Source organism: Pseudomonas artemisiae, assembly GCF_057128685.1.
The window spans coordinates 151,827-175,642 of sequence record NZ_JBSKHS010000006.1 but is presented as its reverse complement, the minus strand read 5'-3'; the positions used below and the strand labels follow the sequence as shown (position 1 = coordinate 175,642).

Below are 23,816 nucleotides of genomic sequence, written 5' to 3'. Positions count from 1 at the left end.
TGTAGGGCTGGGTGGGCGCCCAGTGTAGGCTCGCCCGCCGTGCATTTATAACCCCTTGTTCCTGGCCTGCTAGACCTTGAAGTTTTTCACCAGGCCGCCCAGGTCGCTGGCCAACCGCGCCAGTTCCTGGCTGGCGCTATGGGTTTGCTCGGCGCCAGCAGAGGTGCGGATGGACAGGTCGCGGATGCGCACCAGGTTCTGGTCCACTTCACGGGCCACTTTTGCCTGTTCCTCGGCGGCGCTGGCGATGACCCTATTGCGCTCGTCGATGCCAGCCACCGCCTGGGAGATGATCCGCAGCGCTTCGTTGGCTTCCCGGGCCTGGGCCTGGGTCGAGCGGGCCTGATCGGCGCTGGTGAGCAATGCGTCCACGGTTTGGGTAGTGCCCACCTGGATGGTACCGATCATGGCTTCGATCTCACGGGTGGACTCACCGGTGCGGTGCGCCAAGGAGCGTACTTCGTCGGCTACCACGGCAAAGCCACGGCCGGCTTCACCGGCGCGGGCAGCTTCAATGGCGGCATTGAGCGCCAACAGGTTGGTTTGGTCGGCCACGGCGCGGATCACATCCAACACCTTGCTGATGCTATGGGTTTGCTCGGCCAACTGAGTGGCTTGGCCAGAGGCGTCCAGTACGTTATCGGTCAGTGTGCCGATGGCGCCGAGGGTCGCGTCCAGCTCCGCCTGGCCGGTGCGGGCCGAATCACTGGCAATGCGCGAATCCGCCGACGCCGACACGGCATTGGACGCCACCTCTTCCACGGCTTGGGTCATTTCAGTCACGGCAGTGGCGGCCATTTCGATTTCCTGGTTCTGTTGACCCAGGCCACTGGCGCTTTCGCTCATGACCGCGCTCATTTCCTCGCTGGCCGAGGCCAGTTGCTGGGCAGAGTTACTGATCTGGTCCAGGGTGCTGCGCAACGTGGCCTGCATGGCCGCCATGGCACCGAGCAACTGGGCGGGCTCGTCCTTGCCAGAGGCATCCAGGGTACCTGTAAGGTCGCCCCCGGCGATGCGCCGCGCCGCTGCCACCGCGGTTTGGATTGGGCCGGTAAGGCTACGGGTCATGCCCCAGGACAGCAGGATGGTCAGGCCCAGGGCAATAAGAATGGTCACGATGATCACGTTGCGGGTTTCAACGTAGATCGCGCTGCCAAGGGCGTCATGAGCCTTGGATTCGGCCAGGTTCTGCTCGCGCAGCGCGTTGGCCAGCTCGTACATCTTGCGACCGTCCACGGCCATGCCCTGGCTCACCAAGTCGCGCGCGCCCTCCATGTCCCCGGTGCTTACCATGGCGGCTATCCGGTCGGCGCCATCGGCGTAACTTTTGTACACCCGGCGCAACTCTTCGAAATTGGCCCGCTCACTGTCGGGGCCGACCATGGGCTGGTATTGAACAAGCAGGTCTTCTACCAGCCCACCCATTTTATGGATGCCCTCTTGGGTTTGCGCAACGGTTGCTGGCACGGCGATCATTCGAAGCACTTCGATACGCACCCTGGTCAACTGTAAGGCGAGGGCGTTACTGGCGAGGATGCCAGGGATATTCTCGGTAGAGAGGTACTGGGCCTCGGTATGCATCTTCGAGGCCTGGTACAGGCTTGACAGGCCGAGTACGGCGACAATCGCAGAAATTAAGCCAAAGCAGAGAATGCTGCGTTTGGCGATATTCAGAGCGCGTAGGTTCATAGGTAAGCAGTCCGTTGGGGCGGTGCTAACAGCACCCAGAGTTCACCCTAACGGCTGCAAAGGCCAAATCTTGAGCGCAACGCCTGGCGTGCACGGCCACTGCCCACCTGTGAACGCTCAACCGCCCAGGGTCGCGGCGCCTGCCTTGGCCACTTGTGCGTCTTGGTCGGCCTTTACACCCGACACCCCTACCGCGCCCACCACCTGACCCTCGAACAGGATTGGCACGCCCCCTTCAAGGGAGGTGAGCAATGGCGCGCTTAGGAATGCACTGCGCCCACCATTGACCATGTCTTCATAGCCTTTGGTTTCACGCCGCCCCAAGGCCGCGCTACGGGCTTTTTCAGTAGCAATGTACGAAGCGATGGGGCTTGCCCCGTCCAGGCGCAAAAAAGCCAGGGGGTGACCACCGTCGTCTACCACGGCGATGGCGACCGCCCAACCCTGGGCCTGGGCATGGGTGCTGGCGGCAGTGAGGATTTGCTGGGCTTCGAGTTGCCCTAGTACGGCTTTGGTTTCCATGGACAGGTGCTCACGGCGAAATAAAGAACGTTAAGGTACAGCCTACACCGCTGCGGTGACGATGATTTCCACCAGCAGGTCAGGGTCGTCGAAGGCGACTTGGCAGGTGGCGCGAGCCGGGCGCCCAGCGTCACCCAGCCACTGGGACCACTGTGCATTCATTGCCTCCAGGTCACGGGCCATCTGGGCCATCCATATGTGTACCGAGAGCAACCGGCTGCGGTCGGTGCCTGCTTGTTCGAGCAACTCGTCGATACGGGCCAGCACTTGCGCCGTTTGCCCTGCCGCGTCCTGAGTGCAATCGGCAGGCGCCACCCCAGCCAGCCACGCGACGTTATTGTGAACCACCACCCGACTCAAGCGGGCGTTGGGTTGGTGACGGGTAATCTCGGTCATGGGGGTAATACCTCATTAAGGTGACTGGAAAGGTGATTGCTCACTGGCCAATTCGGCCAGGGTGATTGGGGTAAGCGGTGGGCGGATACGGTAATAGCCCACCTGTGCCGGGCTAAGGCCGTGGGCATCGGCCAGCAGGCGGGTGACGCTCAGGCCGCATTGGCGCCCCTGGCACGGGCCCATGCCGCAGCGCCCGTAGGCCTTGGCTTGATTCGGGCCCAGGCAGCCCAAAGCGGCGTAGTGGCGAACGTCTCCGGCGGTGACCTCCTCACAGCGGCAGACAATGGTGCGGTCGGCCGGTGCCAGGTACGCCGGGCGCGGCGCGTACACGGTATCGAGAAAAGCCCGTGCGCTACGCTGCCGTGCCAGGCGTTGCCGCCATGGCTTGGCCTGGGCTGTAGCCGCACGGGCACTGAGTCGCCCCAGCGCCTGGGCAATGCCAATGGCCACCACGCGCCCCTGCAGTTCGGCGACCTGCGCGCCTTCGATGCCAGCGCCGTCGCCAGCCACGAAACAGCCCGCTACGCTCAGTTCGCCCCACAGGTTTTGCTCGGCTACCCAGCACTGCTGGCGCTCATCCCAACGGTGAGTGGCCTGCAAGGCCTGGGTCGGCTGGGTATTGGGCACTACGCCTTGGTGCAGCAGAATCAGGCGGCTAGCCACCTGATGCTCGCGCCCTGCGCTGAAAAACCGCAGGCCTTCGGCATGGTTCTGGCCGTCGATACGCAAATCGCTGGCCGCCAGGTACCAGGGAACCCTGGCTCGGCGTATGGCTTGCAACAAACCAAGGCCCTTCAAGAGTTGTCGGGCATTCCCCAACGCCTGGGGCAAGTAACGCAACGCCTTGAAGCCATCGTCGGTAGTGGCGGTGTCTACCAGCGCCGCGATGTCTACCCCAGCGCGCAGGTATTGCCAGGCCAGCAGGTACAGCAGTGGGCCGCTGCCGGCCAACGTTACAGGGCTTGCCGGAATCAGCCCGGCACCTTTTAGCTGAATTTGCGCGGCGCCTGCGGTCATTACCCCAGGCAGTGTCCAGCCCGGCAGTGGCATGGGCCGTTCATACGCGCCGCAGCACAGCAATACCGCCTGAGCCTGAACGCGATAGGCCTGGCCAGCGGCGCGGTAGTGCACCTCGCGCTGCGCGGTGACCAGCCATACCGAAGCCTGGGGCACATAGGCCACGCCACTGGCCAGGAAGGCCTCTACCCTCGCTGCCCCGGCTTGGTAGTCCGGCCCCAGCACCTTGGCCCGTTCTTCAGGCGCAAGGTGGGCGCCACGGTAGATTTGCCCTCCAGGGTGAGGCTGCTCGTCCACCACCAGTACCCGCAGCCCTAAGCCGTTCAAGGTTAACGCCGCGGCCATGCCCGCTGGCCCCGCGCCGATGATCACCACCTGCCATGCTTCACTCATGCCGCTCACCTGCGGCGGTGGCTATCAGATGCCGCTGTACCCGTAAGGCAGGGCGTACCAGTACCTGGCAGGCGCGTTGGGAAGTGCCTTCGATATGCATCAGGCAATCGAAGCACACCCCCATCAGGCAATAGGCCCCACGCGCCGCGCCGCTGACCGGTGTGCGGCGGGTATGCCCTACCCCCGCTTCCAGCAAAGCCGCAGCCAGGGAAATATCTGCCAGCACGCTCAAGGGCTGGCCGTCCAATTCGATCAGTACCCGTGGTCGGTCAAGGCTACCCAGGCTAGTGAACAAGGGCGTGCTGCTCATGACGAGGCTCCGTAAAACGTTGATCGGTGAAGGCCGATACTTCTGCCGGGGCCGATTCTCCGGCGATCCAGGGCGCCAAGGTAAAGGCGTGGGCAGCGGCCAGGGTGACCCCACTGTGGCAGGCAATGCCAAACACACCCGGCGCCCCAGGCGCCTCCTGGTAGATGGGATAACCGTCGGGGCTCAGTACCCGCAACGCACCCCAAGTGCGCACCACTTGCACCCCGGCCAGGCGCGGGAAACACCGGACCGCCCGTTGCGCCAGCTCGGCCATCACGCCTCGGCTTACGCCGTCGTTCAAGCCGACCGCTTCGTGAGAGTCGCCCAACTGCACACTGCCTTCGGCGGTCTGGCGCACGTAGCTGGTGGGGTAATCCAGAAAAGGCGCGATACGCTCGGTGACCAGAATCTGCCCACGGTTAGGCCGCACCGGTACATGCAGCCCTACCTGAGCGGCCAGTGCCGGGTTACCCAAGCCCGCCGCCAGCACCACTCGCTCCGCTTGCCACGCCTGGTTCGGCCCCAGCAGCCGATAACCCTCCCCGGCCCGTTCGATGCGCTGCACATCGGCATTGGTGCACAGCGTCACGCCCCGGCCCTGCATGGCCGTGCTCAGAGCGCGCAGCAGCAACAGCGGGTTCACATGGCCGTCGCTGGGGCAGTAGCAGGCCCCGGCAAGGGTCGGGCCAGCGCCTGGCAAACGCCGCTGAAGCGCCGGCAGGTCCAACACCTGGTAGGCATAGGCGCCATCGAGCGCCTCACGCAACCAGGCCAGGCGCCCTGCTTCCTCTTGAAGCTCTGCGTCGTCCAGGCACAGCTGAAAGCCACCGGGCTGGCGCAGTTGCACGTCGATGCCGGTCTCGCTCAGCAGGTCCTGGGCCAGCCGGGGCCATAGCGCCGCCGAGCTCAGGGTCCACCGTGCATAGGCAGGTAGGCCATAGCCCTTGCCTTGAACCCACACCAGGCCGAAATTGCCCCGCGCGGCGCGCCAGGCCACGTCGCCCTGATCCAGCAGGCACACCGAAGCGCCGCTGCGCGCCAACCCATAGGCGATCGCCATACCCACCAGCCCGCCACCCACCACGCACACCTTCGCTGCAGTCATCGACACAGGCTCCCGCTGGCATACAGGCCGTTACTTGGTAGGGGTAACATCGAGCTTCAGCCATTTTTCCGAGAGCTTTTTCAAGCTGCCATCGGCGATTTCCTCATCAATGGCCTGATCGAAGCGAGCCTTCAGGCGGGTGTCGCCCTTGCGCAAACCCATGGCGATCCCAGGGCCGAACACGCCGCCGGCAAAGATCGGCCCGGCCAGTTGGGCTCCCTGCATGGCGGGTGTCTCGGTGGCCAGCTTAAGCACCACGGCATTGGCCAGTACCGCGTCGATACGGCCACTGAGCAGGTCTAGATTGTGCGCATCGACGGTTTTGTATTCACGCACTTCCATCAACTCGCCCAGGTATTTCTCGGCGAAGGCCGCAGCGGTGGTGGACCCCTGCACCCCCAGCACCTTGCCTTTGAGCAGCGGCGCCATGTTCTCCACCTGCGCCTTGGCGCCTGCTTCGTCTTGGTCCAGGTCCAGGGTGCCGGCAGCGCTCAAGGCTGCCAGCGGGCCATTGCTCATCACCAACAAACCATTGAGCGGCGCGGCGTAGGGCCGGCTAAAGCCGATCACCTGCTGACGCTGGGCGGTGATGCTCATTCCCGCCATGATGGCGTCGAATTTGCCAGCGTTGAGCGAAGGAATCAGCCCGTCCCAGTCCTGCGCCACTACCTCGCATTTGGCCTGGATGCGTGCGCACAGATCGTGAGCCAGTTCAATTTCGAAGCCATCGAGCTGCCCACCAGGCTTGACGAAGTTCCAGGGCGCATAGGCCCCCTCCGTAGCGATTTTAAGCACGCGCGCGTCTTCGGCATGAGCCAGCGCGCTACCCAACGACAAGCACGCTAGGGTGCCCAACAAGCACTTGTTCAACATTGGCGTTTCCCCTCGGTTAGACAGAACCCGCGCGTGCCTTGCGATCCTGGTGCAGGCGGCGCTCGAGCCAGCGCACCACGCGGGTAATGACGAAATTGATCAGTAAGTACAGGGCCCCGGCGCAGACGAACACCTCCACCGGGCGGTAGCTTTGAGACACCAGGCGCGCCGCGATGCCGGTCACCTCCATCAGGGTGACGATCGACGCCAGAGAGGTGGCCTTGACCATCAGGATGATCTCGTTACCGTAGGCCGGCAGCATTTGCCGCCATGCCAGGGGCCATACCACCAGCCACCAGGCTTGCCAGCGGTTCAGGGCCAGGGCGGCGGCGGCCTCTCGCTGCCCGGCAGCCACGTTAAGGAGGCCGCCGCGTAAGATTTCACTGGTATAGGCGGCGGTGTTGAGGGCCAGGGCTAACAAAGCACACCAATAGGCATCGCGCAGGTAAGGCCAGGCCGCGCTCTCCCGCAACCACGGGAATTGGCCCAGGCCGTAATAAATGATAAACAGCTGCACCAGCAGGGGCGTGCCGCGCAGCACTTCGATCAAGGCACGAGCAGGCCAATCCAGCCAAGGACGCCCGGACAGGCGCAATGCACACAGCAGCCAGGCCAGCGCGAAGCCTGCCAGGCAGGCGAACGCCGCAAGCTTCAGGGTCAATGGCAGGCCCTTGAGCAGTTTTGCGGCGCAGTCGAGCAGGAAGGCCCAATCCATTATCGCGCCCTCGTGGGCAAGGCCAGGCGGCGTTCCAGCCGCCCCAGCACATGGCTGCTGCTAACGCTGACCAGTAAGTAGAGCGCCCCCGCGGTGCCGTAGAACCAAAACGGCTGATGGGTGGCGCCCGCGCCAATCTGAGCCTGGCGCATCAGTTCCACCATCCCCACCACGCTGATCAGTGCTGATTCTTTGAGCACCAACAGCCATACGTTGCCCAAACCCGGCAAGGCAAAACGCAGCGCTTGGGGCGCGATGACCAACATCAGGAGCTTGAAACCCGTCAACCCCAAGGCGCGGCCGGCTTCCAAGGTGCCCCGTGGCACGCTACCCATGGCCCCACGCAATACTTCGATCTGATAGGCACCCGACACTACGGCGATGGCCAGCATCCCGACCACAAAGGCCGGCAAGCCGACGAAACTGTCCAGGCCAATAGCGTGAGCGGCTTGGGTCAACACCAGGCTGCTGCCGAAATAAAACAGGTAAATGATCAGCAGGTCGGGTACGCCCCGCATCAGCGTGGTGTAGGCGTCAGCCAAGGCGCGCACCACAGGGTAAGGCGATAGCTTGGCCCAGCAGCCAAGGCCACCAATCAGCGTACCTGCGGCAAAGCCACAAAAGGCGATGGCGCAGGTCATGACCGTGGCCAGCAGCATATCGGCTGCCCAGCCCTGGTCACCGAACCCCATGGTTTGCCAAAACGTCATAGATGCCCCCGAAAGGATGGCTGCTTGAACGAGGGCAGGTATAAAGGACTACATGTGACGTGGGCGATGCTTCGATGGCGTCGCCTCAAATGCTTGGAGGCAATGTCGCATAACGCAGGCATAATCCATAATCAGTTTTCCCTTATTCCACATAACCAGGTGTTATGGCCATGCGATTGACATTGCGGCAGGTCGAAGCCTTTCACGCGGTAATGCGCACCGGCGGCATGACCGCCGGGGCCGACCTGATGGCGGTCAGCCAACCGGCGGTAACCCGGCTGGTGCGCGACATGGAAGATGCGCTGGGTTTTGCGTTGTTCGAGCGACGGGGCAACCAATTGCTGCCTACACCCCAGGCCACTGCGCTGATGCCGGAAATCGAACGCTCCTTCATTGGCCTGGAGCGCATCGCCCGCGTGGCCAAGGGTATTGGTGAACACACCGCCGGTTCGTTGCGGATCGCCGCCATGCCGGCGGTGGCCAACACCCTGCTGCCTGAGTTTCTGGCAGGTTTTTTGGCCCACAGGCCTCAGCTGCAAGTCAGTGTGCTGGGCGTGCCTTCGCATTTGGTGGCGGAGATGGTTGCATCGGGGCAGGCGGATGTCGGTTACGCCGAAGGCCCGCTCAACCGCCATGGGTTGGCTATTCAGGCCGTGCCCATGGAGGCGGTGGTGGCGCTGCCCAGCGGCCACCCCTTGACTGCGCGTGCGGTGATTCGCCCCGTAGACCTCACCGACGAACCCATGATCAGCGTGGCCCCGGGGTCACTGTTCGCGGCGGGCGTAGCCCTGGCCTTGGCCCAGGTACCTCGACTGACCCGGTTGGAGGCCGGCCTGTCCCATACCGCCTGCGCGCTGGTGGCCCAGGGCTTGGGCATCAGCTTGGTCGACCCGCCCACTGCCCGGCAGTTCTCGGATCAGGGTGTAGCGGTACGCCCATTCAGCACGCGCATCGACGCCAGCTTTCTGGTGATTCGCCCTGGTAATGGCGCCGCCCATGGCTTGGTACAGCAGTTTGCGGAGGGCTTTTTGGGATTCGCGGAACAAACACTCAAACACAACATGGGCGCTAGTTGAGCTCGGCCTGCGCGTACAGGGTTTTCTCACGCTCGATCATAATAGTGGCCAGGTACCAATAAGCCTGGCCCCAGGCGTCAAGAATCTCGTCAGTGGCCGCCTCCCCGAGCACATCCCTGATAGCAGGCAACAGCGCCTCGGCCACGGCGGGGTAATGCTCGGCCTTGATGTGGGTAGCCACATGCCGGGCGCAGATTTTGTTCACCGCGCCTTCCAGGGCCTCGATCTTGTCCACATTGTTGGCAAAGGCCAGGATGGCCGCAGCCAGGCGCTTGGGCTGCTCACCTGAGGTTTGCGCCGCCTGGTTGAACAATGCCTTCAGCTCGGGGTTTACGAATAAACGCTCGTACATACGGGTGGTGATCGCCACGCCGTGTTGCTGCAAGGCAGGGGCGGTGGATTTGATCGTGGCGATGGTACTGGCGGACAGAGGTTGGTTCATTGGGGCTCCTTCAGGGCTCACCGGCATCTAAGTGCCCTCAGTTTAGCCGAAAGCGCGTGGCAGCCGGCCAGCGCGCTAAGTTTTCTGGACCTTGCCGACCCCCTCGGTTTAGTTGATACGCGGATGCTGCTGCACCAGCTCTTCACGCTTGGCCTGCAAGGCAACAATCTGAGCGTCGATGTCTTCGATGCGCTGCTCGATGTTGTCGTGGTGCTCCTGCAGCAGCTCCTTGGCCTCGTCCAGGTCTGACGCCGTAGGGGCCGCGCCACGCAGGGGCTTGTTGGCGGTTTCCTTCATGGTCAAACCGGTGGCCAGGCCTATCAGGGCAATCACCATCAGGTAGTAGGCCGGCATAAAAAGGTCGCCGGTGCTTTCAACCAGCCAGGCCGCCACGGTCGGGGTCACACCTGCGATCAATACCGAAATATTGAAGGCGCTGGCCAGGGCGCTGTAACGGATATGGGTCGGGAACATCGCGGGTAACGTGGAAGCCATTACCCCAATAAAGAAGTTGAGCAGCACGGCCAGCATCAGCAGGCCGCCGAAAATCAGGCCCAGCTTGCCACTGGTGATCAGCATAAAGGCTGGGATAGACAGACAGAACAGGCCCACGCTGCCGATGATGATAAACGGCCGCCGGCCATACCTGTCGCTCAAGCGCCCGAACACCGGCTGCACGAACAACATGCCCACCATGATGGCGATGATGATCAGCACGCCGCGGTTTTCACCGTAGTGTAGGTTGTGGGACAGGTAGCTAGGCATGTAGGTGAGCAGCATGTAGTAGGTCACGTTAGTGGCGACTACCACGCCCACACAGGTGATCAGGCTGCGCCAGTGCTTGGTGGCCACCTCCTTGAACGACACCCGTGGGCCTGTGGCCAGGCCTTCGCGGTCACCGGCTTCAAGCTTTTCCACATGCTGCTGGAAGGCAGGGGTTTCTTCCAGAGCGTTACGCAGGTATAGCCCGATCAAGCCCAAGGGCAGTGCCAGGAAGAACGGCAAGCGCCAGCCCCATTCCTGGAATGTCTCCTCGCCCATCACGGTGGAAATCAATACCACCACGCCCGCGCCGAACACAAAGCCTGCGATGGAGCCGAAGTCTAGCCAACTGCCCAAAAAGCCCCGCTTGCGGTCAGGCGCGTACTCGGCCACGAAAATCGACGCGCCGGTGTACTCACCGCCCACCGAGAAGCCTTGGGCCATTTTCGCCAGCAGCAGCAGGATCGGTGCCCAGATGCCAATGGAGGCATAGGACGGAATCAGCCCAATGGCAAAGGTACTCAGCGACATGATCACAATGGTGGCGGCCAATACCTTCTGCCGCCCATAGCGGTCCCCCACGGCGCCAAAGAACAGGCCCCCCAGGGGGCGAATCAAGAACGGCACCGAGAACGTACCCAGCGCTGCGATCATCTGTACGCTAGGATCGGCGCTGGGGAAAAACACCTTACCTAGCACATAGGCCACGAACCCATACACGCCAAAGTCGAACCACTCCATGGCATTACCCAATGCGGCAGCCGTGATGGCCTTGCGCATTTTCACATCATCGACAATGGTGATGTCCTTCAAACCGAAGGGTTTGGCGCGCCTTTTACCTATTTTCATGCAAATTACCTTGTACCTGGTCAGTCTTTATCACGAACGCCGGCTCCTGCCGTGACGTGTGGATGACTGTCAGAGGTGACGGCTGTGAAATAATTCACTGTTAGCTCACTTTGCTGTGGCCTAGTCATCCTGGGCCCTTATGCGCGGGTGCGGCTGCTTCGTGGCAGGGGTACCCGGGCGCAGGGCCAGCACCGTGTGGGAAAGGTCGTGGCTCAGGTGGGGCATGGTGGTGCTAACCCAGAGTCACCTTTGCTCAGACAGCGAATGTTACAAGGTATGTACTTTATAGACGTTATATCATAACGCTTTTATGATGCGGCCCTTCGTACGCCTTGCCTTGCGCCGGGCCTTTACGCGCAGCCTGCCCACACGCAGCGCAACCAAGGCACAGCAAAGGCGTTTGGCGAGCACTGACCAAGGACTGCCATGCCCCCTGTTAAACCCCCCCGCTTATTGCCCTTTGCCGCCGCCGTGGCTGCCTGCTTCGCGTTGGCGAGCGCTCCTGCTTTCGCGGATGACCGCGTGTTCGACGTGGTCGCGCCTTTCGAGATCGGCGGGCTGGACCCGGCCATTTCGGGTTTTGTGTTCCAGCGCATGCAAATCACCGAAACCCTGCTCGAAGCCGATGCCAATGGCCAGCCACTACCGGCGTTGGCCGAGCGGTGGACAGTGTCTGGTGATGGCAAGCAGTGGACGCTGTCCCTGCGCCAAGGGGTGACGTTCCACGACGGCAGCCCGCTGACCGCCGCCGTGGCCGCTCACTCGCTGAACGCGGCGCTGAAGAAGCCCGGCCTTTTGCGCAACGCCAAGGTGGAGGCCATCACCGCCAAGGGTAACGACGTGATCATTGCCTTGAGCGCGCCATTCAAGCCGCTAGCGGCACTGTTGGCGCACGCCTCCACGAACATTCTGGCCAGCGCGGCTTACGACAGCCAAGGCAATGTGCAGAAGGTCATTGGCACTGGGCCCTATAAGCTGACCCTGTTGGAGCCGCCACAGCGTTTGGCCGCCGAGCGCTTCGACGACTATTGGGGCCCTAAGCCCAGCCTCGAGAAGGTTACCTACCTGGGCGCTGGCCGAGGCGAAACCCGCTCGTTGATGGCCGAAAGCGGCGGTGCCGAGCTGGTGTTCCAACTGGACCCACCCAGCATCGCGCGCCTGCAGCGGGCCAAACGCTCCCAAGTGCTGATCGGGCCTGTACCTCGCGTTGTAGTACTGGCCGCTAATGCCGGCAGTGGCGCCACCGCACCGGTAGCCGTACGCAAGGCGCTGAGCTTGGCCATCCAGCGAGAAGGCATTGCCGCCGCCGTGCTGCGCGCCCCCGGCACCGGCGCGACCCAGATGTTCGCCAGCAGCGTACCGGCCTGGCACAACCCTGCGCTGCCGCCTTTAGGCTACGACCCAGAGGCCGCCAGGCAAGCGCTCACCGCTGAAGGCTGGGTGCCTGGCGCCGACGGCATCCGAGAAAAAAACGGGCAACAGCTTCAGCTCAAATTGTTGACCTATTCCGACCGACCTGAGCTTCCGCTGATCGCCACGGCCGTGCAGGCCCAGTTGCGCGAAGTGGGCGTGGGCGTCGAGGTAGCGGTGGAGAACGCCAGTGCCATTCCGGCCGCGCACAATGACGGCACCCTGCAGTTGGCCCTGTATGGGCGCAACTACGCCCTCGCGCCAGATCCGCTGGTGACCCTCCTGGGTGATTTTGGCCAAGGCGGTACCGAATGGGGCCCCATGGGCTGGCGCAACCCGGCTTTCGACCAAAGCCTGGCCGCGCTGGTGGGCACTGATGACGCTGCTGAACAGCAACGGCTGCGCCATCAACTGATCGGCCTGGTGCAGGAGCAATTGCCGCTGATCCCTATTGCCTGGTACCGGCAATCCATCGCGGTAGCGCCGGGTGTTGAAGGCGCGCGCATCGACCCTTTCGAGCGGACCTTCGGCCTGGCTGACCTGCGGTGGGCGCCATGATCCGGCTATTGGGGGTTCGCTTGTTTCAGGCGGTAATGGTGGCCGTGCTGATCGGCGCGCTGACCTTCGCGCTGATGGCCTTGCTGCCAGGGGACGCGGCCTACCGCATCGCTGCCGGGCGTTACGGCTATGACATGGTCAGCGGTGCCGCGGCTGATGCGGTACGCGCCGAATTGAGCCTGGATCAGCCCTTGATAGGCCGTTTTTTACGCTGGATCGGTGACTTGCTGACCCTGGACCTGGGCACGTCGCTGGTGTCCGGCAACCCGGTCACGGCGGTGGTGGCCCATGAGCTGGGCAGCTCGGTACGCCTGGCCATCGGCGCGGTGTTGCTGTCGTTGCTGATTGGCCCGCCACTGGGGATCGTCGCCGGCCTGCGCCCAGGCAGCCTGCTGGACCGGAGCCTACTGCTGCTAAGCCTGGCCACCCGCGCCGTGCCCCACTTCGTGCTGGGGGTGATGTTGGTGTTGATCTTCTCGGTCTCACTGGCGCTGTTGCCTTCGGCCGGGCACGGCACCTTCGCTCACACCGTGCTGCCCACGGTCACCCTGGCGTTGGGTTTGGCGGCAGTGTCCTCACGGGTGGCGCGGGATGCCACCCTGGCGGTGGCCGCCTCGCCTTACTACGCCTTTGGCCGGCTCAAGGGCCTGAAGGGCGCAACGCTCTTCCTGCGCCACGGCCTGCGCAATATCAGCGTACCGGTGGTGACCTACCTGGGGGTGCAACTGGTGTACCTGATCGAAGGCGTGGTGGTGGTGGAAACCCTCTACGCCTGGCCTGGCATCGGCCACGGCCTGGTACACGCCATCGTTCAGCGCGACGTGCCCATGGTGCAAGGTGCGGCCCTGGCCATGGGCTTGATGTTCGTGCTGCTCAACACCTGTGTAGACGTGCTTAACCACGTTATCGACCCACGCCGGAGCGACGCATGAACCTGGACGCTAGCGTGGCGTACACCCGTGCGCCCAACCCTGCGCTGCCCCGGCTGGCGGGGCTGGCACTGCTGATGGTGCTGGCCGTATTCGCCATCGCCGTGCCGCTGCTGTGGAACCTGGACCTGGCCAAGCAGGATTACAGCGCCATTTTAGCCGCACCCAGCGCGGAGCACCCCTTGGGTACCGATCACCTGGGCCGGGACATGCTCGCCCGCTTGGCCGCTGCCGTGCGCCTGTCACTGGGCCTGGCATTGGTGAGCGTGGCCACCGCCGCGATACCGGGCGTGTTGCTGGGTATCCTCGCGGCCTGGAAAGGCGGTTTGACCGACAAAGCCCTGGGGCTGGTGGCCGAGGCCTTTTTGGCGCTGCCGGGGCTGTTGCTGGTGCTGTTGATCGTGGCGATCTTCCCCGGCTCGTTTGTGGCCCTGTATGGCGCCGTGGCCTTGGTGCTGTGGATCGAGTACTTCCGCATGAGCCGCGCCCTGGCCCGTACGGTGCTGGCCTCCCCTGCGGTGGCCGCTACCCGGCTGCTGGGCTTTGGCCCGCTGTACATCGTGCGCCGGCACCTGTGGCCAGCGCTTGCCCGGGTACTGCTGACCCTCGCCGCCTTTGGCGCGGCCTCGGCCATCATGGCCATCGCCGCCCTTGGGTTCGTCAGCGTGGGCGTGCGCCCGCCCACCGCCGAGTTGGGCCTGATGATCACCGAACTGCTCCCCTACTTTGCCGAAGCGCCCTTGATCATTGCCCTGCCTATTGTGGTGATTTTCCTGATTGTGCTCTCGCTCATGCTGATTGCCGGAGGGCGCAAGCCGTGAAACCTCTGCTTAAAACCCATGCCTTGCACATTCGCACCCAAGATGCCCAGTTGGTAGAGCCGCTGTCCCTAGAAGTGCGAGCCGGTGAAGTGCTTACCATCATTGGCGAAACCGGCTCGGGTAAAAGCCTGTTCGCCCAGGGCATCGTCGGCAACCTGCCGCCCGGCCTGCACGCCCAGGGCAAGGTCGAGTTCGGGGACGGCCTGTGCGAAGACGGCCAAGCCAGCGGGCGGCATCGCTTGTGGGGCCGGAGCATCGCTGTGTTGCCCCAAGAGCCCTGGCTGAGCCTGAACCCCACCATGCAGGCCCACGCGCAGGTCGCCGAAAGCCATCACTATGTGGCCGGCAAGCCTTGGCCCCAGGCGCGGGGCGCCGCGGGCCAGGCCCTTAACGCACTGGGCCTGGGCCACGCTGCCCAACGCTACCCCTTTGAGCTGTCCGGCGGCATGGCCCAGCGCCTGGCCTTCGCCGCCACCCATGCCGGGGGCGCCAAGCTGATGATTGCCGACGAGCCCACCAAGGGCCTTGATCGCGACCGTATCGGCGAGATTATCAGCCTGCTGCAAGCCGGCGTTGCCCATGGCGGCGCCTTGCTGATCATTACCCACGACATCGATGTGGCCAGGCGCCTGGGCGGCCAGGTGATGATCATGCTCAAGGGCAAAATCATCGAAAGCGGCAGCGCCGAGGACGTACTGGAGCGGCCCACCCACGCCTATACCCGCCGGCTGATCGACGCCGACCCTAGCCGCTGGCCTCGGCGGCCGCGCCCGCCTTCCCAGGCCGAAATCGTGGTGAAGGTCCGCGACCTGGCCGCGCAACGAGGAGGCCGTACGCTGTTTAAGGGGTTGTCCTTCGACGTGCGCCGGGGCGAGATCGTCGGCGTGACCGGCCCGTCCGGCTGCGGCAAATCCAGCTTGGGAGACGTGTTGCTGAACCTGTTGCCCGCCAGCGAAGGCAGCGTGGTCAAGCCCAGCGACGCGCCACGAGTGGCCTTCCAGAAGCTGTATCAAGACCCGGTGGCGGCCTTCCCACCCACCATTACCCTCGCGCGCAACCTGGCCGACCTGGTACGCCTGCACCGCCTGGACGCCAGCGGTATCCACAGGCTGATGCAGCGCTTGCGGCTGGAGCCTGCGCTGCTGGAGCGGCTGCCTGGGAACGTGTCCGGTGGGGAGTTGCAGCGGTTCTCGTTGCTGCGGGTGCTGTTGCTCAAGCCGCTGTTTATTTTCGCCGACGAACCCAGCTCGCGGCTGGACCTGATTACCCAAAAGGAAATGATTGAGCTGCTGGTGGAAACGGCCCGGGAGCACCAGACCGCCGTGCTGCTGGTCAGCCACGACCAGGCCTTGATCGAGGCGGTGTCCGATCAACGCATTGCCCTGGGCGATACCACGCCCACCTGCGCACAACCCTCTGCCCTCGCCCACCCTGCTCACGCCACCGCGCAAGCCTGAACCGAGACCCTTATGACCGTATTGCCTATTCGTTCGATGCTCCTGGCCAGCCTGGTGAGCCCCATTGCCTTGGCCGATTCGGCCCAGTCCAACGCCCGAGGGTTTATCGAAGAGAGCACTTGGAGCCTGCTTAACCGCAGCGTGTATGACAGCCGTGAGTACCGCCATGGCGGCCGCAACAGCGGCGCGCGCAATGCCTATAAACCCCGCGCTCAGCGCAATGGCTTCGCCGAGGAATGGGGCTATGGCCTGATGGGGAGTTATCAGTCCGGCTTTACCCAGGGGCTGGTGGGGTTTGGCCTGGACGCCCATGCTTACTTGGGCGCCCAGCTGGACAGTGGGGGTGGCCGAGCAGGCAAGGCTAGGTTGCTCGGCCTGGATAACGACGGCCACCCCAAAACCGAGTACAGCCGCGGGGGCGCGGCGGCCAAGCTGCGAGTTAGCTCCACCGTGCTGACGTATGGTGAACAGCGAGTCAAAACTCCGGTGTTCAGCGCCTCGGACAGCCGCCTGCTGCCGGAGACCGCTACCGGGTGGTTTCTGACCAGCAACGAACTGCAAGGGCTTAAGTTCGTGGGCGGCCACTTCACCGAAAGCGCCGACCGCAATGCCAGCAGCCATAACCGGGGCCTGGTGGTCAACTATTCCAATGCGGTAAAGGGCGATACGCTGGACCTGGCCGGGGTGGTGTGGTCACCCAGCAAAGGCATAAGCGCAAGCCTTTACAGTTCCCGCTATGAAGACAGCTGGCAGCAGCATTACCTGGGCGGCACCTTCGTCAACGCCCTGGACCAGGACCGCTCACTCACCCTGAACCTTAACCTCTACCGCACCCAGGATACCGGCAAGGCGCTCAGTGGGCAGATTGACAACACCACCTGGAGCCTGATGTCCACCTACGCCCAGGGGGCCCACAGCTTCAGCCTGGCCTACCAGGCGGTGAACGGGGATACGCCTTTTGACTACGTAAGCCGTGGGGCTATTTACCTGGCCAACGCGGTGCAGCTGTCGGACTTCAACGCCCCTAACGAGCGCTCGTGGCAGGCCCGTTATGACCTGTCCATGGCCAACTGGGGCTGGCCAGGGCTGGTGTTGAGCGCGGCCTATATCAGGGGCAGCCAGATCGACGGCAGCCATGTGGACCCACGTGGTGGTTATGCCTACCTGGGCTACGGCGAAGGCGGCAAGCACTGGGAACGGGACCTTGAAGCACGCTATGTGGTGCAGAGCGGCGCCGCCAAGGGCACCACGTTTTCGGTGCGGCACAACGTGCACCGGGGCAACGTTGCCCAGGCCGAACTGGATGCCGATCAGCTACGTTTGGCCGTTGAATACCCGCTGACTGGCGCGTTCTAGCGGCCACCCAGGTACCCCTACCCAAGTAAAGGCTCCAAGCGCGACAAGGTAAACACTTTTTAATGTTATAAGATAACATTTAGTGCTAGCCTTGCTGCCTCTTGCCTTGGAGCCCGCCGTTTATGGCTGATATAAAGCCCCGCCCGTTTTCGCTAATGGCTGCGTCGGCCGGCCAGCGAGCGCTGCTCGCGATGCTTGCTCTGGCGCCATTATGGGCGGCTGTCTATTGGGCGACCCTGATTCCATGAGCGCTGACCTGAACCTATCGAACCTCACCGTCACTTACGACCGGCGCCCGGCTGTTCACCATGTGACCGGTTGCTTTGCCGCAGGCAGCCTTACGGCCATCGTTGGGCCCAACGGGGCCGGCAAGTCGACGCTGCTCAAGGCGCTAGCAGGCTTTCTTCGCCCGGCCGAGGGCCGGGTGGACCTGGGTGGGCTACCCCGGCAGTGCCTGGGCTACCTGCCCCAGGCCGCCGAGCTGGACCGTAGTTTTCCTCTTACGGTGTTCGATACCGTGGCCATGGGCGCCTGGCAGCGCATCGGTAGCCTGGGCCGGTTGAGCGAGGGCCTTGCCGCCAGGGCCATGGATTGTCTGCAGGCAGTGGGGTTGGCCGGTTTCGAGGCGCGAGGGGTGGGGTCGTTGTCCTCCGGGCAATTGCAACGGGTGCTGTTCGCCCGCCTGCTGCTGCAAGACGCGCCGGTGATTGTGCTGGACGAACCCTTCACTGCGGTGGATGCGCGAACTACCGCCGACCTGCTGCGCCTGGTACACGGCTGGCACCACCAGGGCCGCACCGTCATCGCGGTACTGCACGATCTGGAACAGGTGCGTGAGCATTTTCCCAGCACCCTGTTACTTGCGCGCACCACCATCGCCTGGGGCCCCACCCAGAGCGTGCTCTGTGAGGCAAACCTACGTCGGGCACAGGTCATGGCCGAGCACTGGAGCCCAGGCGCGGTGACCTGCTCGGCCGAGGTGTTGGCGAGCGTGGCGCCATGACCCTGTATCAACTGGCACTGGAGCCTTTTGTGGCGTTTGGCTTTATGCGACGCGCCTTGGTGGCCTGCCTGGCCCTGGGGGTGGGCTCGGGCCCGGTGGGGGTGCTGCTGATGCTGCGGCGCATGAGCCTGGTTGGCGATGCCATGAGCCACGCCGTGCTGCCCGGTGCGGCGGTGGGCTTTATGCTCGGCGGCCTGTCATTGCCGGCCATGGGTTTCGGCGGGTTGGTCGCTGGGCTTACAGTGGCCTTGCTGGCGGGGCTGGTAAGCCGCTTTACCGCGCTGCGCGAAGACGCAAGTTTTGCCAGCTTTTACCTTACCTCCCTGGCGGCCGGGGTGATGATCGTCTCGGCCCATGGCTCAAGCGTAGACCTGCTGCATGTGCTGTTCGGCAGCATCCTGGCCATCGACGCCCCCGCCATTACCTTGGTAGCGGCCATTGCCTCCTTTACGTTGTTACTGCTGGCGCTTATCTATCGGCCCCTGGTGATGGAATGCTTCGACCCAGGCTTTTTGCGCTCGGTAGGCGGGCGTGGGTCGGTGTACCACGTGTTGTTCCTGCTGATGGTGGTACTCAACCTGGTAGCAGGCTTTCAAGCCCTCGGCACGCTCATGGCTGTAGGCATGATGATGCTGCCGGCCACCGCCGCGCGCTTCTGGGCCCACAGCCTGGCTGGCCTGATGCTGACCTCCACCTTGATCGCGACCCTCTCCGGGCTGATCGGCCTGATCGTTTCCTACCACCTGAGCGTGGCGTCGGGCCCGGCCATCGTGCTCAGCGCCAGCGCTTTCTACGCCTTGTCACTGTTGTTCGGCCGTACCGGCGTGCTGCGCCGGGCCCTTCCCTGCGCCCATTTAACGAGCTGACCCTATGAACCTTCCCCCGCTGTTAACCCTGCTGGCAGGCCTTGCGCTGGCAGGCACGCCCCTTCTGGCCCAGGCCAAGCCAGTGCAGGCCGTGGCATCCTTCACCGTGATTGCCGACATGGTGCGCACGGTGGGCGGCGAACATGTGCAGGTCACCTCACTGATCGGCCCCAACGGCGACCCCCATGTGTACGAGCCTACCCCCGCCGATGCCAAAGCCCTGGGCCAGGCGGACATTGCCTTTGTCAGCGGGCTGCACCTGGAAGGCTGGATGGACCGGCTGATCCAGGCCTCGGGGTACGCCCACGAACCCGTGGTACTGACCCGCGGGATCGCGACCCGCGGCATGAGCGAGGACGGCCAGCAGGTGGTCGACCCCCATGCCTGGAACAGCGCCAGCAACGCCATGCAGTACGTGCGCAACATCGCCCAGGCCCTGGACCAGGCAGACCCAGCCCACAAGGCCGATTACGAGCGCAACGCCCAGGCTTACCTGGCCGAGCTGAGCGCGCTGGACCAGTATGCGCGGGCGCAAGTGCAAAGCATCCCGCCGGAACGGCGCAAGGTGCTGACCTCCCACGATGCCTTTGGCTACTTCAGTGAGGCCTACGGGGTGGCCTTCCTCGCGCCGCTGGGGTTTTCCACCGAGAATGAAGCGTCCGCCGCTCAGGTAGCCACCCTGATTCGCCAGATCAAGCAGGAGCGGGTCAGCGCGTACTTCTTCGAAAACTCCAGCGACCCACGCCTGGTCAAGCAGATCGCCTCGGCCAGCGGCGCGCGGCCTGGGGGTGAGCTGTATGTCGAATCCCTAAGCCCACCAGACGGGCCCGCGCCTACCTATATCGCGATGTTCCGGCACAACGTCGACACCCTGGTGGCGGCGATGAAATAGCCGGTGATGCTCCAACTGCCGTAGGAGCCAGCAAAGCTGGCGAACAGAACATCATAGGTGCCTGTGCAGCCGTAGCAGCCAGGCCATTGATCTTTCTCGCCCCAACGCTTACAACCCTTGTTCTTGTTAAAGCACAACGGGAGGCGTCGGATGCTGGAGCTACACACTCAACGGTTACGCTTTCGCACCTTGGTAAGCACCGACTGGCCCTTGTTCCTGCGGCTTCATCAGGAGCCCAAGACCATGCAATACGTGTTCGGCGAGATTGATGAAGCCCAGATCCGCCGTGGCTTCGAGCATCGTCTTCCCGCGTGGGGCCCGAACTCGGACCACTGGCTGTGCTTGGTCGCCAGCCTGACTGACACCGGCCCGGCCGTGGGCGTGACCGGCTTACGCATCATGTCCCCAGGGCATGCCGAAGTGGGTACGCTGCTGCTGCCTGAGCATCAGGGCCGCGGTTACGGCACCGACTGCCGTCAGGTGATCATCGACTACGCCCGCGGCCTAGGCCTTACCTCACTGGAGTCCACGGTCACCGACGGCAATATCGCCTCATGCCGGGTATTGGAGAAATGCGGCTTTGTGTTCGCCCGCCGCGAACCCCGGGCCTATCAGATCGGCGAACAGTGGTTCGACGACCTGATCTACCATTACAGCCTGTGAGCCGCGACGTTCCTGGCTCGGCCACGCCCCCCCTAGCCGCCGCGAGGCTCGATGAATCAGCCGCCGTTGACCAGCACTTGGGCCGCCCTCCGCGCCCTGCCCCCTTCCACCCTGCGGCTGTTGCTGGTCATGGGGGTCGCGCGGGTGGCGTCTTTTATGATCTGGCCGTTCATTGCCGTGTCGATGAACACCCGCTTCGGCACCCCCATTACCGAGATCGGCGCCCAAGTAGCGCTGGGGGCGACTATTTCCATCGCGCTCTCGCCGGTCAGCGGCCTACTAGGGGACCGTTTCGATGCCCGCAACCTGATGCTCACCGGCTGCGCACTCTGCGTGTGCGGGTATGGGTTGATGGGGCTGTGGCCGGCCCAAGGTAGTTATTTCGTGGCGATCATTATCTTCGCCCTGGCCCAGAGCATTCTCGAACCCCTGCTGCGCATGCTGCTCAGCGATACGGTGGCCGACGACAGCCAGCGCACCTTCGTTTTTCATATCCGCTACTACGTGGTCAACTGCGCCGCCGCCCTGGGCCCGCTGATCGGCCTGTGGTTCGCCAACCACGCCAACGACGGCGTGTTCGCCATTGCCGTAGCGGCCAATACCCTGCTGGCCTGGGCGATTTTCAAGGCCGCGACCCGCCGTCACGATCAAGCCACCAAGCCCGCCTCCGCCCCCTTGCTAACGGTATGGCGCGCCGTGCTGGGCAGCCGCCTACTGCTGGCAATCATCCTGATGAATTTCTTTTTGGTGCTGCTCTACGCGCAACTGGATGAACCGCTAACCTTTTACCTGTTGCAGCTCAAGGTCGAGGACATCAATCACTTGATCGCCATGATGAGCGTGACCAACGCCGCCGTGGTGCTGGTCGCGCACCTGTGGTTGATGCCCAGGCTGATCGCGATGGCCGACAAAACCGCCTACCTGCTGGCCCTGGCTTGCATGCTGATCGCCCACGGGCTGATTGCCGCCAATACACAGGCCTGGTGGGTCGGCTGGGTCGTCGCGGTGATGTTCGCCACCCTGGGCGAGATCGTGGTCATGCCGTTATTCGGTACCCTGATTGACCGCCTGGCGCCTCCCGGCATGCGCGGCAGCTTTATCGGCATCTCCATGCTCGCCGGCATGGGCTCGGCCCTCGCGCCCTGGCTCGGCGCCCTGGCCATCACCCACTTCGGCGGCACGCTCTGGTTCGCCCTGCTGGCGCTGAGCTGTGTGCCCATTGGCCTGGTGGGGTATCGGGTGTTGCGCGGTAGTCAGCCGCAGGCGGCGGCAGTGGCGGTGCGCTGAAACAAGACACCACAGCGCCGACCCCGGCGCTTGGGTTCCTAAGACTACTACCTGACTCAGTGTTGACCTAGTCGCGGCGTAGCAGCCGAGCTTGCTCGCGACCGGCCATGCCACGGTGTTGAACCCAGTCGCGGCCAAGGCCTGCTGCTACAGGTTGTGCGACCGCTCACGCCACGGTGTTGACCCAGTCGCGGCGTAGCAGCCGAGCTTGCTCGCGACTGGCCATGCCACGGTGTTGACCTAGTCGCGGCCAAGGCCTGCTGCTACGGGTTGTGCGACCGCTCACGCCACGGTTGAACCCGATCGCGGCGTAGCAGCCGAGCTTGCTCGCGACCGGCCATGCCACGGTGTTGACCTAGTCGCGGCCAAGGCCTGCTGCTACGGGTTGTGCGACCGCCCACGCCACGGTGTTGAACCCGATCGCGGCGTAGCAGCCGAGCTTGCTCGCGACCGCCCACGCCACGGTGTTGAACCCGATCGCGGCGTAGCAGCCGAGCTTGCTCGCGACCAGCCACGCCACGGTGTTGAACCCGGTCGCGGCCTACGCCCGCTCAGGCCTCGGGCCGGGTGCCCAGCACGGTGACGCGCTCGCCATAGCGGGAATGGGGGAAGTAGTCCCATACCGCATGGTGCTGGGTACAGCGGTTATCCCACACCACCAAGGTATTGGGCGCCCAGCGTACGCGGCAATGCAGGATGGGCTCGTGGGAGACCAGGTCGAACAGCATCTTGAGCAGTGTTTGGCTTTCGCCCGCCGACAGTTGCACGATGTGCGAGGTAAACCCGGAATTGACGAACAGGGTTCTGCGCCCTGTGTCCGGGTGGCGTACTACCACCGGATGTTCGGTCTTGGGCAGGCCCGGCGGCGGTGTAAAGCCTTTCCAGGGCAGCTCGCCATCGTGGATAGCGGTCAGGCTTTCGAGAAAGCGCTGCATCGCCGGGGACAGCATGTCCAGCGCCAGGTGCATGTTGGCGAACAGGGTATCGCCACCGCAGCCAATGGCGGGGGTTTCCTTGACGTACAGCATCGAGCCCATGGACGGCTCCCGGTCGGCGGTACCGTCGGTGTGCCAGGCTTCGCCGGCCACATAGCGGGACTGGGCGTTGGCGCGGATCACCACCAGCTCCGGGTCGTCACCGTCAATGTCTTCCAGAGGCAGCGCCCGCAGCGTGCCGAACAGGCGGCCGAAGGCCTTGTGTTGCTCAACGCTTAGGTGCTGGTCGCGAAACACCAATACATGGTTTTCCAGCAGCGCCCGGTGGATCTCCGCCAGTTGCCCATCGTTCAGCGGCCGGGCCAGGTCAACGCCGCTGATCTGCGCACCAATCACCGGGGTCAAGCGCTCCACCGCCAGGCTGCGATAGGGCGCACGGGTTTCGCCCGCGATACGTGCAATGGCGTCAAGTGCCAGTTGGTCCATGGTCCTTCACCTCTTGAGTGGGAAAGTCGCGCCAGCATCAGGGTGTGCTGTGCGGTTCGAAACATTGGGTACAAGGCTTGCCAGCAGTTGCTTGGCCAAGTGGGCGTAAACCGTGGGGCGTGCGTGCTGCCCGGGGCTGCACGCCCAAACGCATACCCGCGCCAGGGGGCCAGCCAGGCTGGCATACGCCACGCCATCACCGGTGGCATAGGCCCGCGCGGCCAGCTCCAAGGCCGCGTTGGCATGGGCCTGGGCGTAGGCCGCGTCATAGGCATAGGCCCGCCGGTACACCGG

The 23,816-nt window shown here is 63.9% G+C and carries 25 protein-coding genes; 11 read left to right on the top strand and 14 right to left on the bottom strand.

Annotated features, from left to right (window positions below):
• Positions 1-69: 69 nt before the first annotated feature.
• The 9 genes from ACWKV4_RS09860 to ACWKV4_RS09820 form a co-directional block, all read right to left on the bottom strand.
• A complete protein-coding gene (locus tag ACWKV4_RS09860) occupies positions 70-1,689 on the bottom strand; it encodes a methyl-accepting chemotaxis protein (RefSeq protein ID WP_483839546.1) in 1,620 nt (539 codons plus the stop codon).
• Positions 1,690-1,806: 117 nt separating this feature from the next.
• Positions 1,807-2,211, bottom strand: a complete 405-nt coding sequence (locus ACWKV4_RS09855; protein WP_483831888.1) for a heme-binding protein — start codon at positions 2,209-2,211, stop codon at positions 1,807-1,809.
• 42 nt (positions 2,212-2,253) lie between these two features.
• The gene (locus ACWKV4_RS09850) at positions 2,254-2,607 is read right to left on the bottom strand and encodes a RidA family protein (protein WP_483831887.1); all 354 of its coding nucleotides are present in this window, start codon (positions 2,605-2,607) and stop codon (positions 2,254-2,256) included.
• Positions 2,608-2,622: 15 nt separating this feature from the next.
• A complete protein-coding gene (locus ACWKV4_RS09845) occupies positions 2,623-4,017 on the bottom strand; it encodes an FAD/NAD(P)-dependent oxidoreductase (RefSeq protein WP_483831886.1) in 1,395 nt (464 codons plus the stop codon).
• Positions 4,010-4,327 (bottom strand): (2Fe-2S)-binding protein, encoded by a 318-nt coding sequence (locus tag ACWKV4_RS09840; protein WP_483831885.1) that lies wholly within the window; start codon positions 4,325-4,327, stop codon positions 4,010-4,012. Before ACWKV4_RS09840 ends, ACWKV4_RS09845 begins: the two co-directional genes overlap by 8 nt.
• The gene (locus tag ACWKV4_RS09835) at positions 4,302-5,432 is read right to left on the bottom strand and encodes an NAD(P)/FAD-dependent oxidoreductase (RefSeq protein WP_483831884.1); all 1,131 of its coding nucleotides are present in this window, start codon (positions 5,430-5,432) and stop codon (positions 4,302-4,304) included. The genes ACWKV4_RS09840 and ACWKV4_RS09835 overlap by 26 nt, the downstream gene beginning before the upstream one ends.
• A gap of 30 nt (positions 5,433-5,462) precedes the next feature.
• Positions 5,463-6,305, bottom strand: a complete 843-nt coding sequence (locus ACWKV4_RS09830; protein ID WP_483831883.1) for a transporter substrate-binding domain-containing protein — start codon at positions 6,303-6,305, stop codon at positions 5,463-5,465.
• A gap of 16 nt (positions 6,306-6,321) precedes the next feature.
• A complete protein-coding gene (locus tag ACWKV4_RS09825) occupies positions 6,322-7,020 on the bottom strand; it encodes an ABC transporter permease (protein WP_483831882.1) in 699 nt (232 codons plus the stop codon).
• Positions 7,020-7,730, bottom strand: coding sequence for an ABC transporter permease (locus ACWKV4_RS09820; RefSeq protein ID WP_483831881.1), 711 nt, complete (start codon positions 7,728-7,730; stop codon positions 7,020-7,022). The genes ACWKV4_RS09825 and ACWKV4_RS09820 overlap by 1 nt, the downstream gene beginning before the upstream one ends.
• Positions 7,731-7,900: 170 nt before the next feature.
• Here ACWKV4_RS09820 and ACWKV4_RS09815 point away from each other — a divergent pair, with 170 nt between their 5' ends.
• A complete protein-coding gene (locus tag ACWKV4_RS09815) occupies positions 7,901-8,806 on the top strand; it encodes a LysR substrate-binding domain-containing protein (protein ID WP_483831880.1) in 906 nt (301 codons plus the stop codon).
• On the opposite strand, the gene ACWKV4_RS09810 is transcribed toward ACWKV4_RS09815, so the two are convergent.
• Together ACWKV4_RS09810 and proP are read right to left on the bottom strand one after the other, a co-directional pair.
• Positions 8,799-9,248: a globin domain-containing protein gene (locus ACWKV4_RS09810; RefSeq protein ID WP_483831879.1), complete on the bottom strand. Its 450-nt coding sequence runs from the start codon at positions 9,246-9,248 to the stop codon at positions 8,799-8,801. The genes ACWKV4_RS09815 and ACWKV4_RS09810 overlap by 8 nt on opposite strands.
• Before the next feature lie 108 nt (positions 9,249-9,356).
• Entirely contained in the window at positions 9,357-10,859 is a 1,503-nt protein-coding gene (gene proP / locus ACWKV4_RS09805; RefSeq protein ID WP_483831878.1) for a glycine betaine/L-proline transporter ProP, read from the bottom strand.
• A 426-nt stretch (positions 10,860-11,285) separates the two neighbouring features.
• Between proP and ACWKV4_RS09800 the strand changes: the two genes are divergently transcribed.
• From ACWKV4_RS09800 to ACWKV4_RS09755, 10 genes are all read left to right on the top strand, one after another.
• Complete coding sequence (locus ACWKV4_RS09800; protein WP_483831877.1) at positions 11,286-12,827, top strand: ABC transporter substrate-binding protein; 1,542 nt, start codon at positions 11,286-11,288, stop codon at positions 12,825-12,827.
• Entirely contained in the window at positions 12,824-13,759 is a 936-nt protein-coding gene (locus ACWKV4_RS09795; RefSeq protein WP_483831876.1) for an ABC transporter permease, read from the top strand. Before ACWKV4_RS09800 ends, ACWKV4_RS09795 begins: the two co-directional genes overlap by 4 nt.
• Positions 13,756-14,577, top strand: a complete 822-nt coding sequence (locus ACWKV4_RS09790) for an ABC transporter permease (RefSeq protein WP_483831875.1) — start codon at positions 13,756-13,758, stop codon at positions 14,575-14,577. Before ACWKV4_RS09795 ends, ACWKV4_RS09790 begins: the two co-directional genes overlap by 4 nt.
• Positions 14,574-16,034 carry an ABC transporter ATP-binding protein gene (locus ACWKV4_RS09785; protein ID WP_483831874.1) on the top strand — a complete coding sequence of 487 codons (1,461 nt, stop codon included), beginning with the start codon at positions 14,574-14,576 and terminating at the stop codon, positions 16,032-16,034. Before ACWKV4_RS09790 ends, ACWKV4_RS09785 begins: the two co-directional genes overlap by 4 nt.
• A 12-nt stretch (positions 16,035-16,046) precedes the next feature.
• Positions 16,047-17,390, top strand: a complete 1,344-nt coding sequence (locus tag ACWKV4_RS09780; RefSeq protein ID WP_483831873.1) for an OprD family porin — start codon at positions 16,047-16,049, stop codon at positions 17,388-17,390.
• Between the two features lie 244 nt (positions 17,391-17,634).
• Positions 17,635-18,393: a metal ABC transporter ATP-binding protein gene (locus ACWKV4_RS09775; RefSeq protein ID WP_483831872.1), complete on the top strand. Its 759-nt coding sequence runs from the start codon at positions 17,635-17,637 to the stop codon at positions 18,391-18,393.
• A complete protein-coding gene (locus ACWKV4_RS09770; RefSeq protein ID WP_483831871.1) occupies positions 18,390-19,259 on the top strand; it encodes a metal ABC transporter permease in 870 nt (289 codons plus the stop codon). The genes ACWKV4_RS09775 and ACWKV4_RS09770 overlap by 4 nt, the downstream gene beginning before the upstream one ends.
• Before the next feature lie 4 nt (positions 19,260-19,263).
• Positions 19,264-20,151 (top strand): metal ABC transporter substrate-binding protein, encoded by an 888-nt coding sequence (locus ACWKV4_RS09765; RefSeq protein WP_483831870.1) that lies wholly within the window; start codon positions 19,264-19,266, stop codon positions 20,149-20,151.
• Positions 20,152-20,301: 150 nt separating this feature from the next.
• Entirely contained in the window at positions 20,302-20,814 is a 513-nt protein-coding gene (locus ACWKV4_RS09760) for a GNAT family N-acetyltransferase (protein ID WP_483831869.1), read from the top strand.
• Between the two features lie 51 nt (positions 20,815-20,865).
• Positions 20,866-22,101 (top strand): MFS transporter, encoded by a 1,236-nt coding sequence (locus ACWKV4_RS09755; protein WP_483831868.1) that lies wholly within the window; start codon positions 20,866-20,868, stop codon positions 22,099-22,101.
• A gap of 355 nt (positions 22,102-22,456) precedes the next feature.
• Here the strand turns inward: ACWKV4_RS09755 and ACWKV4_RS09750 are convergent, their stop codons facing one another.
• The 3 genes from ACWKV4_RS09750 to ACWKV4_RS09740 are packed head-to-tail and all read right to left on the bottom strand — an operon-like array spanning position 22,457 to position 23,813.
• Entirely contained in the window at positions 22,457-22,621 is a 165-nt protein-coding gene (locus ACWKV4_RS09750; RefSeq protein WP_483831867.1) for a hypothetical protein, read from the bottom strand.
• A gap of 31 nt (positions 22,622-22,652) precedes the next feature.
• Entirely contained in the window at positions 22,653-23,522 is an 870-nt protein-coding gene (locus tag ACWKV4_RS09745) for a TauD/TfdA dioxygenase family protein (protein ID WP_483831866.1), read from the bottom strand.
• A 6-nt stretch (positions 23,523-23,528) separates the two neighbouring features.
• Positions 23,529-23,813 carry a hypothetical protein gene (locus ACWKV4_RS09740; protein WP_483831865.1) on the bottom strand — a complete coding sequence of 95 codons (285 nt, stop codon included), beginning with the start codon at positions 23,811-23,813 and terminating at the stop codon, positions 23,529-23,531.
• Positions 23,814-23,816: the final 3 nt, after the last annotated feature.

Coding starts and splice junctions, on each gene's coding strand:
- ACWKV4_RS09790 (WP_483831875.1), top strand. CDS start 13,756: ATGAACCTGGACGCTAGCGTGGCGTACACCCGTGCGCCCAACCCTGCG.
- ACWKV4_RS09775 (WP_483831872.1), top strand. CDS start 17,635: ATGAGCGCTGACCTGAACCTATCGAACCTCACCGTCACTTACGACCGG.
- ACWKV4_RS09745 (WP_483831866.1), bottom strand. CDS start 23,522: ATGGACCAACTGGCACTTGACGCCATTGCACGTATCGCGGGCGAAACC.
- ACWKV4_RS09780 (WP_483831873.1), top strand. CDS start 16,047: ATGACCGTATTGCCTATTCGTTCGATGCTCCTGGCCAGCCTGGTGAGC.
- ACWKV4_RS09825 (WP_483831882.1), bottom strand. CDS start 7,020: ATGGATTGGGCCTTCCTGCTCGACTGCGCCGCAAAACTGCTCAAGGGC.
- ACWKV4_RS09855 (WP_483831888.1), bottom strand. CDS start 2,211: ATGGAAACCAAAGCCGTACTAGGGCAACTCGAAGCCCAGCAAATCCTC.
- ACWKV4_RS09795 (WP_483831876.1), top strand. CDS start 12,824: ATGATCCGGCTATTGGGGGTTCGCTTGTTTCAGGCGGTAATGGTGGCC.
- ACWKV4_RS09860 (WP_483839546.1), bottom strand. CDS start 1,689: ATGAACCTACGCGCTCTGAATATCGCCAAACGCAGCATTCTCTGCTTT.
- ACWKV4_RS09815 (WP_483831880.1), top strand. CDS start 7,901: ATGCGATTGACATTGCGGCAGGTCGAAGCCTTTCACGCGGTAATGCGC.
- ACWKV4_RS09760 (WP_483831869.1), top strand. CDS start 20,302: ATGCTGGAGCTACACACTCAACGGTTACGCTTTCGCACCTTGGTAAGC.
- ACWKV4_RS09835 (WP_483831884.1), bottom strand. CDS start 5,432: ATGACTGCAGCGAAGGTGTGCGTGGTGGGTGGCGGGCTGGTGGGTATG.
- ACWKV4_RS09850 (WP_483831887.1), bottom strand. CDS start 2,607: ATGACCGAGATTACCCGTCACCAACCCAACGCCCGCTTGAGTCGGGTG.
- proP (WP_483831878.1), bottom strand. CDS start 10,859: ATGAAAATAGGTAAAAGGCGCGCCAAACCCTTCGGTTTGAAGGACATC.
- ACWKV4_RS09765 (WP_483831870.1), top strand. CDS start 19,264: ATGAACCTTCCCCCGCTGTTAACCCTGCTGGCAGGCCTTGCGCTGGCA.
- ACWKV4_RS09770 (WP_483831871.1), top strand. CDS start 18,390: ATGACCCTGTATCAACTGGCACTGGAGCCTTTTGTGGCGTTTGGCTTT.
- ACWKV4_RS09755 (WP_483831868.1), top strand. CDS start 20,866: ATGAATCAGCCGCCGTTGACCAGCACTTGGGCCGCCCTCCGCGCCCTG.
- ACWKV4_RS09840 (WP_483831885.1), bottom strand. CDS start 4,327: ATGAGCAGCACGCCCTTGTTCACTAGCCTGGGTAGCCTTGACCGACCA.
- ACWKV4_RS09845 (WP_483831886.1), bottom strand. CDS start 4,017: ATGAGTGAAGCATGGCAGGTGGTGATCATCGGCGCGGGGCCAGCGGGC.
- ACWKV4_RS09820 (WP_483831881.1), bottom strand. CDS start 7,730: ATGACGTTTTGGCAAACCATGGGGTTCGGTGACCAGGGCTGGGCAGCC.
- ACWKV4_RS09800 (WP_483831877.1), top strand. CDS start 11,286: ATGCCCCCTGTTAAACCCCCCCGCTTATTGCCCTTTGCCGCCGCCGTG.
- ACWKV4_RS09810 (WP_483831879.1), bottom strand. CDS start 9,248: ATGAACCAACCTCTGTCCGCCAGTACCATCGCCACGATCAAATCCACC.
- ACWKV4_RS09830 (WP_483831883.1), bottom strand. CDS start 6,305: ATGTTGAACAAGTGCTTGTTGGGCACCCTAGCGTGCTTGTCGTTGGGT.